At 60.7% G+C, this 13,408-nt stretch carries 13 protein-coding genes; 7 read left to right on the top strand and 6 right to left on the bottom strand.

Features of this window, described 5'->3' with window-relative positions; genetic code table 11:
- Positions 1–4: 4 nt before the first annotated feature.
- From CAF74_RS24410 to CAF74_RS24420, 3 genes are all read right to left on the bottom strand, one after another.
- Positions 5–646: a thiol:disulfide interchange protein DsbA/DsbL gene (locus CAF74_RS24410; RefSeq protein ID WP_039764866.1), complete on the bottom strand. Its 642-nt coding sequence runs from the start codon at positions 644–646 to the stop codon at positions 5–7.
- Positions 647–846: 200 nt separating this feature from the next.
- Positions 847–1,458, bottom strand: a complete 612-nt coding sequence (locus CAF74_RS24415; protein ID WP_085606391.1) for a cytochrome c — start codon at positions 1,456–1,458, stop codon at positions 847–849.
- Between the two features lie 32 nt (positions 1,459–1,490).
- Entirely contained in the window at positions 1,491–1,796 is a 306-nt protein-coding gene (locus tag CAF74_RS24420; protein ID WP_085690419.1) for a cytochrome c5 family protein, read from the bottom strand.
- A 191-nt stretch (positions 1,797–1,987) separates the two neighbouring features.
- Here CAF74_RS24420 and yihA point away from each other — a divergent pair, with 191 nt between their 5' ends.
- Positions 1,988–2,632, top strand: coding sequence for a ribosome biogenesis GTP-binding protein YihA/YsxC (yihA, locus tag CAF74_RS24425; protein WP_039764859.1), 645 nt, complete (start codon positions 1,988–1,990; stop codon positions 2,630–2,632).
- Positions 2,633–3,045: 413 nt separating this feature from the next.
- Here yihA and polA read toward each other — a convergent pair whose 3' ends face one another.
- A complete protein-coding gene (gene polA / locus CAF74_RS24430) occupies positions 3,046–5,853 on the bottom strand; it encodes a DNA polymerase I (protein WP_085748043.1) in 2,808 nt (935 codons plus the stop codon).
- A gap of 74 nt (positions 5,854–5,927) precedes the next feature.
- On the opposite strand from polA, the gene CAF74_RS24435 reads away from it, so the two are divergent.
- Together CAF74_RS24435 and CAF74_RS24440 are read left to right on the top strand one after the other, a co-directional pair.
- Positions 5,928–6,224 (top strand): DUF2782 domain-containing protein, encoded by a 297-nt coding sequence (locus tag CAF74_RS24435; protein WP_007954026.1) that lies wholly within the window; start codon positions 5,928–5,930, stop codon positions 6,222–6,224.
- 61 nt (positions 6,225–6,285) lie between these two features.
- Positions 6,286–7,239 (top strand): homoserine kinase, encoded by a 954-nt coding sequence (locus CAF74_RS24440; RefSeq protein ID WP_085748044.1) that lies wholly within the window; start codon positions 6,286–6,288, stop codon positions 7,237–7,239.
- Between the two features lie 41 nt (positions 7,240–7,280).
- On the opposite strand, the gene CAF74_RS24445 is transcribed toward CAF74_RS24440, so the two are convergent.
- A complete protein-coding gene (locus CAF74_RS24445; RefSeq protein WP_201819634.1) occupies positions 7,281–8,210 on the bottom strand; it encodes a zinc ABC transporter substrate-binding protein in 930 nt (309 codons plus the stop codon).
- 57 nt (positions 8,211–8,267) lie between these two features.
- Between CAF74_RS24445 and zur the strand changes: the two genes are divergently transcribed.
- The 4 genes from zur to CAF74_RS24465 are packed head-to-tail and all read left to right on the top strand — an operon-like array spanning position 8,268 to position 11,067.
- Positions 8,268–8,750: a zinc uptake transcriptional repressor Zur gene (zur, locus tag CAF74_RS24450; protein ID WP_011331783.1), complete on the top strand. Its 483-nt coding sequence runs from the start codon at positions 8,268–8,270 to the stop codon at positions 8,748–8,750.
- The gene (gene znuC / locus CAF74_RS24455) at positions 8,750–9,535 is read left to right on the top strand and encodes a zinc ABC transporter ATP-binding protein ZnuC (RefSeq protein ID WP_064379570.1); all 786 of its coding nucleotides are present in this window, start codon (positions 8,750–8,752) and stop codon (positions 9,533–9,535) included. The genes zur and znuC overlap by 1 nt, the downstream gene beginning before the upstream one ends.
- On the top strand, positions 9,528–10,316 hold the full coding sequence (gene znuB / locus CAF74_RS24460) for a zinc ABC transporter permease subunit ZnuB (protein ID WP_085748046.1): 789 nt from the start codon (positions 9,528–9,530) through the stop codon (positions 10,314–10,316). The genes znuC and znuB overlap by 8 nt, the downstream gene beginning before the upstream one ends.
- Positions 10,317–10,353: 37 nt before the next feature.
- Positions 10,354–11,067 (top strand): PA5502 family lipoprotein, encoded by a 714-nt coding sequence (locus tag CAF74_RS24465; RefSeq protein WP_011331786.1) that lies wholly within the window; start codon positions 10,354–10,356, stop codon positions 11,065–11,067.
- Between the two features lie 38 nt (positions 11,068–11,105).
- Here CAF74_RS24465 and katE read toward each other — a convergent pair whose 3' ends face one another.
- Complete coding sequence (katE, locus tag CAF74_RS24470; protein ID WP_085748047.1) at positions 11,106–13,247, bottom strand: catalase HPII; 2,142 nt, start codon at positions 13,245–13,247, stop codon at positions 11,106–11,108.
- Between the last annotated feature and the right edge of the window lie 161 nt (positions 13,248–13,408).

The following is a 13,408-nucleotide window of genomic DNA, read 5'->3' on the forward strand; positions in this document are numbered from 1 at the left end:
GCGCTTAGTTGGCGGCTGCCTTGTTGGCCGCTCGCTCTTTGGCCACCAGTTGATCAGCCAGTTTCAGCGCCTGTTCGGCGCCGCCGGCGGAGCCGATATCGAAGCGGTACTTACCGTTGACGATCATGGTTGGAACGCCGGAGATTTCATACTTCTTGGCCAGTTCGCGGGCTTTCACGATCTGCCCCTTGATGGCGAACGAATCGAAGGTTGCCAGGAACTTGTCCTTGTCCACGCCTTGAGTGGCGAGGAAATCGGCCATGTCGTTCTTGTCGGTCAGCTTCTTGTGTTCTTTCTGGATGGCGTTGAATACGGCAGCGTGCACGTTGTGCTCGACGCCCATGGCTTCCAGGGTCAGGAACATTTGACCGTGAGCGTCCCACGGGCCACCGAACATCGCAGGAATGCGTACGAAGTTGACGTCGGACGGCAGTTTTTCAACCCACGGATTGATCACCGGCTCGAACGCGTAGCAATGCGGGCAGCCATACCAGAACAGCTCGACCACTTCGATCTTGCCAGGCACGGCGACCGGCACCGGGTTGCTCAGTTCGACGTAAGGGGCAGCAGGGGCTTCGGCAGCCTGGGCGGTCACGCCGAACAGGCTGGCAGCGACGAGGGCGGCGCTGATGATCAGATTACGCATGCTTTACTCCTGGACAATTTTGGTCGCCTCGCGCGACCTGTTTTCAGACAGATCCTGGCGGGCATGAGTTCTGTAGTGTAACGGCAGCGGCCACAAAAAAGGGCGGCCAAAGCCACCCTTTTTATACTTGCTGCAACGGATTAATCGAGCGTTAACGTGGCAGGCGTTGGCCATTGCACGCAGCGCTCGAATCGCGCTTCTTAGTGCAGACCTTGAATGTAGCTGGAGACTGCCGCGATGTCTTCGTCGCTCAGCTTGCGGGCGATGGTGCGCATGGTCATCGCGTCGCCGTCGTTGCTGCGGCCGGCTTCTTCCTTGCGGAAGTCGGTCAGCTGCTTGGCGATGTACTGAGCGTGTTGGCCACCCAGGTGCGGAAAGCCGGCGGCTGCGTTGCCGGCGCCGTTCGGCGAATGGCAGCCGGTGCAGGCTGGTAGGCCTTTCTCGAGGTTGCCGCCACGGAACAGGGCTTCACCGCGAGCGACGATCTTCGGATCGGCGGCGCCGACGCTGCCTTTCTGGCTGGCGAAGTAGGCGGCGATGTCGGCCAGGTCCTGATCGCTCAGGTTGGTCAGCAGGCCGGTCATTTCCAGAACGGTGCGCTTGCCCGACTTGATGTCGTGCAGTTGCTTGGTCAGGTAGCGTTCGCCCTGTCCGGCCAGTTTTGGAAAGTTTGGCGCCATGCTGTTGCCATCCGGGCCATGGCAGGCGCCGCATACGGCGGCTTTGGCCTGGCCTGCGGCTGCGTCACCGGCAGCATGGGCGAAGCCTGAGATTCCCACGGTCAACAGCAGACTCACGATCAGTTTGTTCATCAGCTAATCCAACTACGGCTAAGGGTTAAGAGTTATGGACCGGGCTTACTCTCGCTCATCCAGAGGATGAGGGCCTGGTAATCCTCGGCACTGCAGTCCATGCACAAACCACGCGGCGGCATCGCCTTGAAACCCTGGGTCACGTGTTGCACCAGCGTCTCCATACCTTTCGCCAACCTCGGCGTCCAAGCTTCCTGATCGCCTCTTTTGGGCGCCATGGGTAGTTGGCCGGAATGACAGGCTCCACAAACACGGTTGTACACGGCTTCCGGATCCTGTGTAGCCTGTGCGCTGTAAAGCGGCATCAAGACTCCGGCAGCCAGCAGCCATTTCGTCATAAAACGACCTTTTCAGGGTTGAGAGCGTTCTGCGTTCTAATGCGCAATCAAGGTCTGTCGCTCTCGTGAACTTCATCCTTCGCTGGGACAAAGCACACACAAAATCTGCGGCATTATATACTGGCGTCACTGAAACGGAAGCGACACCGCGTTCCGCGCCTAATCCCGGCGCCGCCCACATCGGAAATCCCATGCAACTCAAGAATCCCATCCTCGGCCTGTGCCAACAGTCCACGTTCATGCTCAGTGCCGCCAAAGTCGATCAGTGCCCCGACGACGAAGGCTTCGAAGTGGCGTTCGCCGGTCGTTCCAACGCCGGTAAATCCAGCGCACTGAACACTTTGACTCACGCCAGCCTGGCGCGCACCTCGAAAACCCCGGGTCGCACACAGCTGTTGAACTTCTTCAAGCTAGACGATGAACGGCGTCTGGTCGACCTCCCGGGCTACGGTTATGCAAAAGTACCGATCCCGCTCAAGCAACACTGGCAGCGTCACCTTGAGGCTTACCTCGGTGGCCGCGAGAGTTTGAAGGGTTTGATTCTGATGATGGACATCCGTCATCCAATGACCGACTTCGACCTGCTGATGCTCGACTGGGCCGTTGCCGCCGGCATGCCGATGCACATCCTGCTGACCAAGGCCGACAAACTGACCTACGGCGCAGCCAAGAACACGCTGCTCAAGGTGCAGTCGGAAATCCGTAAGGGTTGGGGCGATCAAGTGACGATCCAGCTGTTCTCCGCCCCGAAACGCATGGGCCTGGAAGAGGCCTACACTGTGTTGGCGGGCTGGATGGAACTGGCAGATAAAGGCGCCGAAGCGGCGGCCGAATAATCGGAATATGGAAAATTGGTTGTAGTGCGGTCAGGCAAGGCAAAAGCGTTACTAAAAAGCGGAGTTTAGGGGACCTAAATGAGCATTTTTAGTAACGCTTTTAACGTAGCATGACCGCGCTACAGCCGATTTTTGGGCAAAAAAAGCCCCGGACTTCATATGGGGAGGGAGAAGTTCCGGGGTTTAAGTTCCGAACCGCTAGGGCGGGGTTCAGATATCTGCCAACACTTAACACAACATAGGAGCATCGAAGGGCTTCACCAGCCATTCAGTATCTCTGAGTACCCTGTCGCAAGATTAGTTCAGAATCTTTTCAAAAAACTTTGGAATAAGCTCAAGAACGATCAGGCCTAAGCGGTTTTCGATGCCTTTGCCGCGACGCCCTGTCGCGGCAAAACCCCAATCCAGAGGCCTCAGTGCGCCTCGTCCCAGTTGTTGCCAACCCCCACTTCCACCAGCAACGGCACGTCCAGTTTTGCCGCTTCGCTCATGTGCACGCGAATTTCTTCGCGAACCTGATCGACCAGATCCTCGCGAACCTCCAGCACCAGTTCGTCGTGCACCTGCAGGATGACTTTGGCGTCCAGCCCGGAAGCGCTCAGCCAGTTGTCCACCGCCACCATGGCTTTCTTGATGATGTCCGCTGCAGTGCCCTGCATCGGCGCGTTGATCGCCGTGCGCTCGGCGGCAGCGCGTTCCTGCGGCTTGTTGGAGTTGATGTCCGGCAGATACAGGCGACGACCGAAGATCGTTTCCACGAAGCCCTGATCCGCCGCCTGGGCGCGGGTGCGATCCATGTATTCACGCACGCCCGGGTAACGCGCGAAGTAGGCGTCGATGTAGGCCTTGGCGGTTTTGGTGTCGACGCCGATGTCCTTGCCGAGCTTCTGCGCGCCCATGCCGTAGATCAGGCCGAAGTTGATCGCCTTGGCGCCACGGCGCTGGTCTGAGCTCACTTCGTTCAGCTCGACCTTGAACACTTCGGCCGCCGTGGCAGTGTGCACGTCCAGATTGTTGCGGAACGCGTTCATCAAGCCTTCGTCGCGAGACAGGTGGGCCATGATCCGCAGTTCGATCTGCGAATAGTCCGCCGCCAGCAGTTTGTAGCCTTTCGGCGCAACGAACGCCTGACGGATGCGTCGGCCTTCAGCAGTACGCACAGGAATGTTCTGCAGGTTCGGATCGCTCGACGACAGGCGACCGGTCGATGCCACAGCCTGATGGTACGAAGTGTGGATACGCCCTGTACGCGGGTTGATCTGCTCCGGCAGGCGATCGGTGTAGGTGCTTTTCAGCTTGCTCATGGAGCGGTGTTCCATCAGCACTTTTGGCAAGCGGTGATCGTCTTCGGCCAGTTTCGCCAGCACTTCTTCGGCGGTGGATGGCTGGCCCTTGGCGGTTTTCTTCAGCACCGGCAGGCCAAGTTTTTCGTAGAGGATCACGCCCAGTTGCTTCGGCGAACCGAGGTTGAACTCTTCACCGGCGATCTCGAACGCTTCGCGCTCCAGCGCGACCATCTTGTTGCCCAGCTCGATGCTCTGGATGCCAAGCAGTTCAGCGTCGACGAACGCGCCCTGGCGCTCGATGCGAGCGAGCACCGGCACCAGCGGGATCTCGATATCGGTCAGCACGCTTGCCAGGCTCGGGATGGCGCTGAGTTTTTCGAACAGGGTCTGGTGCAGGCGCAGGGTCACGTCGGCATCTTCGGCGGCATACGGCCCGGCCTGTTCCAGGGCGATCTGGTCGAAGGTCAGCTGCTTGGCGCCTTTGCCGGCGATGTCCTGGAAGCTCAAGGTGGTGTGGTCAAGGTATTTCTGCGCCAGGCTGTCCATGTCGTGACGGGTGGCGGTGGAGTTGAGCACGTAGGACTCAAGCATCGTGTCGAAGGCGATCCCGCGCACGGTGATGCCTTCGTTCTGATCGCCACCGATGGCGCAGTTGGCCAGGATGTTCATGTCGAACTTGGCGTGCTGGCCGACCTTGAGCTTGTTCGGGTCTTCAAGGATCGGCTTGAGCGCGCGCAGCACGGTGTCGCGATCCAGCTGCTCCGGTACGCCGATGTAGGAGTGGGTCAGCGGGATGTAGGCCGCTTCGTTGGCCTGCACCGCGAAGGACAGACCGACCAGTTGTGCCTGCTGGGCGTCGATCCCGGTGGTTTCGGTGTCGAAGGCGAACAGCTTGGCGCTTTTCAGCTTTTCCAGCCAGACGTCGAATCGTGCCTGATCGAGGATGGTTTCGTACGCGGCTTCAGCCGGAGCGGCAGGCGCTTCTTCTTCGGCTGGCGCGCTGAACAGATCGCCGGCCGGCGCAGGCTCGGTGGCAGCGCTCAGTTCCAGACGCTTGGCATCCCGCTCCAGATCGTTGATCCAGCTCTTGAACTCCAGCAGGGTGTAGAGCTCAAGCAGTTTGGCCGGATCTTCCGGGCCCATTTGCAGGTCGTCGAGGCCGATATCCAGTGGCACGTCGACCTTGATGGTCGCCAGTTGATAGGAGAGGAACGCCATCTCCTTGTGTTCTTCGAGCTTGGCTGGCAGGGTCTTGGCGCCGCGAATCGGCAGGGTCGGCACGATGTCGAGCTGCGCATACAGCTCGGTCAGACCGCCGTTGACCCCCACCAGCAGGCCGGAAGCAGTCTTCGGGCCGATGCCGGGAACACCGGGGATGTTGTCGGAAGAATCGCCCATAAGTGCCAGATAATCGATGATCTGCTCGGGAGCGACGCCGAATTTCTCCTTCACGCCCTCCACGTCCATCGAGCTACCGGACATGGTGTTGACCAAGGTAATGTGCCCGTCGACCAGTTGCGCCATGTCCTTGTCACCGGTGGAGATGATCACCGGGCGGTCGGCGGCCGCGCTGCTGCGGGCCAGGGTGCCGATCACGTCATCGGCCTCGACGCCTTCGACACACAGCAGCGGAAAACCGAGAGCGATCACGCTCTGGTGCAGCGGTTCGATCTGCACGCGCATGTCGTCGGGCATGCTTGGGCGGTTGGCTTTGTATTCGGCGTACATCTCATCGCGAAATGTCCCACCCTTGGCGTCGAACACCACGGCGAACGGGCTGTCCGGATACTGCTTGCGCAGGCTCTTGAGCATGTTCAGAACGCCTTTGACCGCGCCGGTCGGCAGGCCTTTGGAGGTGGTCAGCGGTGGCAGCGCGTGAAAGGCGCGGTACAGGTAAGACGAACCGTCCACCAGGACGAGGGGGGCTTGGCTCATGAGCAGAATCAACCTTTTCGGCGGGCCCGGCGCTAGAATAGCGGGACCGTTGACGACAAAGGGACAAGGTTATCATGCGTACGTTAAATCGCTTGCTGCTGGTCAGTCTGATTGCTGTCTCACCGCTGGCCGCGATCGCGGCGGATGATGCGCCATCGTCGGAGCCGGAAGTTACCATTAGCACGCACACGGAAGGCGACAAGGTCATTCAGGAATACAGCCGGAGTGGATTCGTGTATGCGATCAAGGTCACACCGAAGGTCGGCAAACCCTATTTCCTGGTGCGCGCCGATGGTACGGACGCGAATTACATCCGGTCCGACCAGCCGAATATGTTGATTCCAGCGTGGGAAATCTTTACCTGGAAGTAAGTTTCCTGACTTTTAATCGGCGCCGTTTGATGGCGGCGCCAGAACTGAGCAGTTTTTAACCATGTCTGTGTTTACCCCCCTGGCTCGGCCCGAGCTGGAAACCTTTCTCGCCCCTTACGGGCTCGGCCGTCTGCTCGATTTCCAGGGGATCGCCGCCGGTAGCGAAAACACCAACTTCTTCATCAGCATGGAAAAGGGCGAGTTCGTCCTGACCTTGGTCGAGCGCGGCCCGGTGCAGGAAATGCCGTTCTTCATCGACCTGCTCGACGTGTTGCACGAAGCCGATCTGCCGGTGCCTTACGCACTGCGCACCACTGACGGCGTGGCCCTGCGCGAGCTGAAAGGCAAACCGGCGCTGCTGCAACCGCGCCTGGCCGGCAAGCACATCAAGCAGGCCAACGCCCAGCATTGCGCGCAGGTCGGTGAGTTGCAGGCGCACCTGCACCTGGCGACCCAGGGCGACAACATGATCAAGCGCAAGACCGATCGTGGCCTGGACTGGATGCTGGAAGAGGGCACGCAGTTTCTTTCGCACCTGAGCGATGAACCTCGTGCGCTCCTGCAAACCGCGCTGGACGAAATCACCCGACAGAAAGAGAAAATTCTCGCACTGCCACGGGCGAACATTCACGCCGACCTGTTCCGCGACAACGCGATGTTCGAAGGCACGCATCTGACCGGGCTGATCGACTTCTACAACGCCTGCTCTGGTCCGATGCTTTATGACGTGGCGATTGCCCTGAACGACTGGTGCTCGGACGATGACGGCCTGATCGACGGCCCGCGTGCGCGTGCATTCTTGGGTGCCTACGCGGCACTGCGTCCGTTCACGGCAGCAGAAGCCGAGCTGTGGCCGACCATGCTGCGAGTGGCGTGCGTGCGGTTCTGGCTATCCCGCCTGATTGCAGCGGAATCGTTCGCCGGACAGGACGTGTTGATCCACGATCCGAAGGAGTTCGAGCAGCGTCTGGCGCAGCGTCAGACGGTCAGTACGCCGCTACCTTTCGCCCTGTAAAAGAAAAAACCGCAGCCTGTGCAGGCTGCGGTTTTTTTGTATCAGAGCGATTCGAGACAACCCGCCAGATCATTCCCCAGCTTCTCCAGCACTTGCTCATAACCCTGAGCCGTCGCTGGCGTGTAGCCGCCCAACGCATCCAGTTCCGCCAGTTTCACCGGCAAGCCCGCCACCAGGGTTTCGGCCAGACGTGGACGCAGCGGCGGCTCACTGAACACGCAGGTCTTGCCGACTTCCTGCAAACGCGTACGCATCGCCGCCACATGCTGGGCGCCCGGCTGCACTTCCGCTGCCACGCTGAACACGCCGGTGTGTTTCAAGCCGTAGGCGTCTTCGAAGTAGTCGAAGGCTTCGTGGAAGACGAAGTAGGGTTTGCCTTCAACGCTGGCCAGGCGTTTCTTCAAACGCTGATCCAGCGCATCGAGACGCTCGTCGAACGCCTTGGCGTTGCTCTGATAGCGCTCGGCATTGGCCGGGTCGGCGGCGCTCAGGTCAGCGGCCATTTTGTCGGCAATGACCCGCGCGTTCACCGGCGATAGCCACAAATGCGCATCGAGGCTGCCCGGGCGATGGTCGTGATCGTGTTCGTCGGCTTCTTCGGCATGGGAATGGCTGTCTGCGGCGAAGCGGCGCAGTTTCATGCCCGGCAGATCCTGCACGGCAACGCTCGGCAGCGTACGACCGTTCAGCACGCGAGGCAGGAATCCTTCCATGTCCGGGCCGATCCAGTACAGCAGGTCCACCGATTGCACCTTGCGTACATCGGACGGACGCAACGCGTAGTTATGCGGCGAAGCCCCCGGCGGCAGCAGCACTTCCGGAATCGCCACGCCGTCCTGCACCGCAGCGGCAATCAGTTGCAGGGGCTTGATGCTGGTGAGGACTCTGACCTCGGCCTGAGCCGGACCGATCAGCAGAAAACCGGTGATGAATACGACAAAAACAGAAAAAAGTCGGGACACGATGACCACTCAATGAGGCGAGAACGGGTAACATAATAACGTCTCTAACCAAACTCGTCGCCGCTCATGCCTATTACACCGATTGCCAGCCGTCCCCACGACCACTCGCACTGCGTTCACAGCGCGCTGTCCGAGGCCGATGCCTTGTGTGCACAGAAAGGCCTGCGCCTGACCGCGCTGCGCCGACGAGTGCTGGAACTGGTCTGGCAGAGCCACAAGCCGCTGGGTGCCTACGACATCCTGGCGGTGCTCAGCGAGCAGGACGGCCGCCGCGCTGCGCCGCCGACCGTGTACCGGGCGCTGGACTTCCTGCTGGAAAACGGCCTGGTGCACCGCATCTCCTCGCTCAACGCCTTCGTCGGCTGCGTTCACCCGAAACATTCGCACCAGGGCCAGTTCCTGATCTGCCGCGAATGCCACGCCGCCATCGAACTTGAGCAAAAAACCATCAGCGACGCCATCGTCCACAGCGCCAAGGACGTCGGCTTCATCGTCGAGGCCCAGACCGTCGAAGTGGTCGGCCTCTGCTCCGGTTGCCGGGGGGCTTGATGAGCGATGCGCTGATCCGTCTGGAGCAGGTGGCGGTCCGGTTTGCCGGGCAGAACGTGCTGGACAACATTCACCTGAGCGTCGAGCCGGGGCAGATCGTCACCCTGATCGGCCCCAACGGCGCCGGCAAGACCACGCTGGTGCGCGCCGTGCTCGGGCTGTTGAAACCCGACAGCGGCAGCGTCTGGCGCAAGCCGAAACTGCGCGTGGGTTACATGCCGCAAAAACTTCACGTCGATCCGACCCTGCCGCTGTCAGTGCTGCGCTTCCTGCGGCTGGTGCCGGGCGTCGATCGCCCGCGTGCGCTGGCGGCACTCAAGGAAGTCGGCGCCGAGCATGTCATCGACAGCCCGGTGCAAAGCGTTTCCGGCGGTGAAATGCAGCGCGTGCTGCTGGCCCGGGCACTGCTTCGCGAGCCGGAACTGCTGGTGCTCGACGAGCCGGTGCAAGGCGTCGATGTCGCCGGGCAAGCCGAGCTGTACAGCCTGATCACTCGCCTTCGCGACCGTCATGGCTGCGGCGTGCTGATGGTGTCCCACGATCTGCATCTGGTGATGAGCACCACCGATCAGGTGGTGTGCCTCAACCGTCACGTCTGCTGCTCCGGGCATCCCGAGCAGGTCAGTGGCGATCCGGCCTTCGTCGAGCTGTTCGGCAACAACGCGCCGAGCCTGGCGATCTATCACCACCATCATGACCACGCCCACGACCTGCACGGTTCGGTGGTCAAAGGGCCTGTGACGGGCCAACCTCACGTTCACGGAGATAGCTGCAAGCATGGCTGATTTTCTGTTCTACGCCCTGCTTGCAGGTCTGGCGCTGGCGATGGTCGCGGGGCCGCTGGGCTCGTTCGTGGTCTGGCGGCGCATGGCCTATTTCGGCGATACGCTGTCTCACGCCGCACTGCTCGGCGTGGCCCTGGGCTTTCTGCTGGATGTCAGCCCGACTGTCGCGGTCACCGTTGGCTGCCTGTTGCTGGCGGTGTTGCTGGTGACTTTGCAACAGCGCCAGCCGCTAGCGTCCGACACGCTTTTGGGAATTCTCGCACCGAGCACGCTCTCCCTCGGGCTGGTGGTACTAAGCTTCATGCATGAAGTGCGGATCGACCTGATGGCCTATCTGTTCGGCGACCTGCTGGCGATCAGCCCGACCGATCTGGCGTGGATCCTCGGCGGCAGCGCGGCGGTGCTGGTATTGCTGGTGACGCTGTGGCGGCCGCTGCTGGCAATCACCGTGCACGAAGAGCTGGCCCGGGTCGAAGGCCTGCCGGTGGCCGGTCTGCGCATGGCGCTGATGCTGTTGATCGCGGTGGTGATCGCGGTGGCGATGAAAATCGTCGGTGTGTTGCTGATTACTTCGCTGTTGATCATCCCGGCGGCTGCGGCACAACGTCACGCCCGTTCGCCCGAGCAGATGGCACTGGGCGCGAGCGTGCTGGGCATGCTCGCCGTGTGTGGCGGGCTGGCGCTGTCCTGGTTCAAGGACACCCCGGCCGGCCCGTCAATCGTTGTGACGGCGGCCGCACTGTTTCTGCTGAGTTTTGTTCTGCCCCGTCGAGGGGTGTAGACTTGCTCGTTTTTTGCGCAAATAGAGAGTCGCAGGAATGAAGCCGTTCGCCTCCCGTTATCTGCTCCTTGTGGCCTTTTCAGTGCTGCTGGGCGCCTGCCAAAGCACGCCGCCGGTGGCCGAAGTCCCCGATGCGCGGGCCACGGCCATCGCACAGCTGGAGCAAAGCCTGGCCAGCAGCGAACTGGCCACTGCCGAAGACCAATTGGCAGCCTTGCAGGCCGAAACCCCCAACGATCAATCCCTTGAGCAATACCAGCGCCAGTTGGCTGAAGCCTATCTGCGTCGCAGCCAGATCGTCCTGCAGAAGGGCGATGTGAATGCGGCCGCGACCGCACTGGCCCGTGCACGTGTGCTGATGCCCAAGGCCCCGGCGCTGACCGGTGGCGTCAACGGCGCCATCACCGAAGCGCGCAAAGCCGAGCTGGAGAAAGCCGAAGCGGCGCTCCAAGCCGCTGAAGCCAAGCCCAAAGCCAAGGTGATCGATCCGACTGCCGAAAGCACCACGGTCGCGCTGAATATCACCGATAGCCGCAAACTTCGCCGCCAACTGGATGCGATCGCCGCCGATGTGGTGAATTACGACTGTGCGGTGAGCATTCAGGCCCCGCGCACCAATGATTACCCGTGGCTGGCGACGTTGATCACCAAGCGCGTGAAGAAGCTGGATCCGGATTTCGATCTGAAGATCGAAAAACAGATCCTGCGCACGGTGCCGGCGCAGATGGTTCTGAGCCCGCGTAAACCTTGAATTAACCGCAGCCTGCTTTTCGCAGGCTGCGGTTTTTTTCAGGCCGGAATCGCCTTGGCCTTCGCCTCACGATCCCAGACCCGATGCTGCCCGATCGCCGCAAAGAACGGCTGGGTCAGCGCCTTCACATCCTTGCCCTCGATCAACCCCGCATCCGTCTCCAGCTTCAGCACATCCAGCAACTGTTTGGCCTCGCCATGCAGCGCAATCGCCTTCAAGTGTTTGTACGCCTCCAGCAGGTAATGCAACGCCACGCCGTCACCGCTCAATGCCTTGACCGACGCCGCGCCACCCGGCACGAACACCGCGTCGAACGCCACCGAAGGCAAACCTTCCATCGACGCATCCACCGCCAGGCTTTTGCCATCGGCGGTTTTCACCGGCGCCGAGGTCGGGCCGAGCAGTTTGGCGTGCGCACCTTCTGCCGCCAGCGCCTTCTTCATCGCATCAATCGCTGCACCATCGACGCCGTTGGCCGCAAGGATCGCGACTTTCCGCGTCTTGATGTTTTCCGGCAACAAGTTGGCCTGACTCAGCGATGGCGAGTGATCCAGTGATGTTTTCGGTACGTCGACGGTGCCTTTGCCTGGCGCTGGCAGACCCAGGTTGGCCGCCACGCGTTTGGCCAGCTCCAGATCGATGTTGGCGAGAATCTCGTTCACTTGCCGCGCCCGGATGAACTCACGCTCAACCTTGCCGAGTTCGAAACTGTAGGCGGCGATGATGTGCTCTTTCTCGTGCGGGCTCATGCTGTTGAAGAACAGCCGCGCCTGGGAAAAGTGGTCGCTGAACGACTCGCTGCGCTGGCGGATCTTGTTGGCGTCGATACGCTCCGGATAACTCTCGAAACCGCCGTCCTGCGCGGCCGGCGGGGTTTCTTTCGGCCAGCCGCCATCGATGGAGTTCGGTTCGTAGGACGCGCGACCCTTGTCGATCACCGTGCGGTGTTGGGCATCGCGCTGGCCGTTGTGGAACGGCGCGACCGGACGATTGATCGGCAGCTCATGAAAGTTCGGCCCACCGAGTCGGCTGATCTGCGTGTCGGTGTAGGAAAACAGCCGACCTTGCAGCAGCGGGTCATTGGAGAAGTCGATCCCCGGCACGATATGGCCGGGGCAGAACGCGACCTGCTCGGTCTCGGCGAAGAAATTGTCCGGGTTGCGATTGAGGGTCATCTTGCCCAGCGGCGTAATCGGAACGATTTCCTCGGGAATCAGTTTGGTCGGGTCGAGGATGTCGAAGTCGAAGTCGTGCTCGTTTTCCTCCTCGATGATCTGTACACCGAGTTCCCACTCCGGGTAATCGCCCATCTCGATGGCTTCCCACAGATCGCGCCGATGGTAGTCGGTGTCTTTACCCGCGAGTTTTTGCGCCTCGTCCCATACCAGCGAACAAGTGCCGGCAGTAGGGCGCCAGTGGAATTTGACGAAGCGCGATTTGCCCTCGGCGTTGATCAGCCGGAAGGTGTGCACGCCGAAGCCCTGCATGCTGCGCAGGCTTTTCGGGATGGCCCGGTCGGACATGGCCCAGATAACCATGTGCGCCGACTCCGGCACCAGCGACACGAAGTCCCAGAAGGTGTCGTGTGCCGAGCCGCCGGTGGGGATTTCATTGTGCGGCTCGGGTTTTACCGCGTGGACGAAGTCAGGAAACTTGATCGCGTCCTGAATGAAGAACACCGGCATGTTGTTACCGACCAGATCGAAGTTGCCTTCGTCGGTGAAGAATTTCACGGCAAAACCACGCACGTCACGCACGGTGTCGCCGGAACCACGCGGCCCCTGCACCGTGGAAAAACGCACGAACACTGGGGTTTTCTTCCCCGGATCCTGCAGGAAGCCAGCCTTGGTCAGCGTCGAATGGTTCTCGTAGCTCTGAAAGAAACCATGGGCGCCGGTGCCGCGGGCGTGGACGATGCGCTCGGGAATCCGTTCATGGTCAAAGTGCGTGATCTTTTCACGCATGATGAAGTCTTCCAAAAGCGACGGCCCGCGAGCTCCGGCCTTGAGGGTGTTCTGATTATCAGCAATTTTCACGCCCTGGTTGGTGCGCAGGGCCTGACCGGTAGCGTCGGAGCGAAACTTCTCCAGGCTGTCGAGTTTGGCATTGGTGTTGGCGCGATCCGGGGTATCGGTGCCGGCCAGTTGGCTTTTGTCATTGGCAGGTTTCTTGGTACTCATCAGTCATGAACTCCTGTTTGTCCCGGGATTGCTCCGGAACGCTTGAGTGTTTCCCAGGCACGGCACCCAGGGTTTTCAAGTCGCTTAAGTAGTGACTGACGAGGGTTTCGGGCGTTCCTTTTTTATGACCTTTGATCCTGTTATTGCCAAATCGAAGGTTA

Origin of the sequence: Pseudomonas sp. R45(2017) (assembly GCF_002112305.1) — a bacterium.
Taxonomy (GTDB): Bacteria; Pseudomonadota; Gammaproteobacteria; order Pseudomonadales; family Pseudomonadaceae; genus Aquipseudomonas; species Aquipseudomonas paraglycinae.